The 1,853-nt window shown below is 57.7% G+C and carries 1 rRNA gene; it reads right to left on the reverse strand.

The window, feature by feature from the left end:
- Positions 1 to 1,853 (reverse strand): 23S ribosomal RNA (locus DXK32_RS31850); the annotation flags it as partial.

Genomic DNA, 1,853 nt, shown 5'->3' on the forward strand with positions numbered 1-1,853 from the left:
TGGCTCCACCCGAGCTGGCGCCCGGGTTTCCTAGCCTCCCACCTATCCTACACATGAGATCCCTAGCACCACTGCAAAGCTGTAGTAAAGGTGCACGGGGTCTTTCCGTCTGACCGCGGGTACTCCGCATCTTCACGGAGAGTTCAATTTCGCTGAGTTGGTGTTGGAGACAGCGGGGAAGTCGTTACGCCATTCGTGCAGGTCGGAACTTACCCGACAAGGAATTTCGCTACCTTAGGACCGTTATAGTTACGGCCGCCGTTTACCGGGGCTTCAATTCGGAGCGTGAACCCCTCCTCTTAACCTTCCGGCACCGGGCAGGCGTCAGACCCTATACGTCGCCTTGTACGGCTTCGCAGAGCCCTGTGTTTTTAGTAAACAGTCGCCACCCCCTGGTCTGTGCCCCCCGCCATGGCTTGCGCCACAACGGGGCCCTCTTCTTCCGAAGTTACGAGGGCAATTTGCCGAGTTCCTTCAACACCATTCTCTCAAGCGCCTGGGTATACTCTACCAGTCCACCTGTGTCGGTTTGGGGTACGGTCTGATGCGGGGGCTGTTTCCTGGAACGGGTCCCCAGCCGGGCCAATCCGATAAGGCCCGACACGCTTTCCCATTCGTCACACACCCGCTGGCCCACGAATATTAACGTGGTTCCCATCGACTACGCCTTTCGGCCTCGCCTTAGGGGCCGGCTCACCCTGCGTGGATTAACCTTGCGCAGGAACCCTTGGACTTTCGGCGACAGTGTTTCTCACACTGTTTGTCGCTACTCATGTCAGCATTCTCACTTCCGATACCTCCAGGCGGCCTCACGGACACCCTTCGCAGGCTTACGGAACGCTCCGCTACCACGTGATCAAAGATCACATCCGCAGCTTCGGTACACGGCTTGAGCCCCGATACATTTTCGGCGCAGGCCGGCTTAACTAGACCAGTGAGCTATTACGCTTTCTTTAAAGGATGGCTGCTTCTAAGCCAACCTCCTGGTTGTCATGGCCTTCCCACATCCTTTCCCACTTAGCCGTGATTTGGGGACCTTAGCTGGCGGTCTGGGCTGTTTCCCTCTCGACGATGGACCTTAGCACCCACCGTCTGTCTGCCGGGCTGTGCTCCACGGTATTCGGAGTTTGGTTAGGTTTGGTAAGCCGCGAGGCCCCCTAGCCCATCCAGTGCTCTACCCCCGTGGGCAATCGCCCGACGCGCTACCTAAATAGCTTTCGCGGAGAACCAGCTATTTCCCGGTTTGATTGGCCTTTCACCCCTAGCCACAGGTCATCTCCGACTTTTTCAACAGGCGTGAGTTCGGTCCTCCAGTGCGTGTTACCGCACCTTCAACCTGCCCATGGCTAGATCACCGGGTTTCGGGTCTACAGCAAGCAACTCAAGCGCCCTCTTCAGACTCGCTTTCGCTGCGCCTCCGGCTATCGCCTTAAGCTCGCTGCTTACTGTAAGTCGCTGACCCATTATACAAAAGGTACGCCGTCACCCCGCAAGGGGGCTCCGACTGCTTGTAGGCATCCGGTTTCAGGAACTGTTTCACTCCCCTCGTCGGGGTGCTTTTCACCTTTCCCTCACGGTACTGGTGCACTATCGGTCACTGAGGAGTACTTAGGCTTGGAGGGTGGTCCCCCCATGTTCGGACAGGGTTTCACGTGCCCCGCCCTACTCGAGCATTCAGTCCGGTTTACCCGTACGGGGCTATCACCCGCTCTGGCCCGCCTTTCCAGACGGTTCCGGTTATGTAGACTGAATGACTGGCCTGGTCCGCGTTCGCTCGCCACTACTAGCGGAGTCTCGGTTGATGTCCTTTCCTCCGGCTACTTAGATGTTTCAGTTCGCCGGGTTCGCCTCCC

Source organism: Azospirillum brasilense (assembly GCF_003349955.1).
In the GTDB taxonomy this organism is placed as follows: Bacteria; Pseudomonadota; Alphaproteobacteria; order Azospirillales; family Azospirillaceae; genus Azospirillum; species Azospirillum brasilense_B.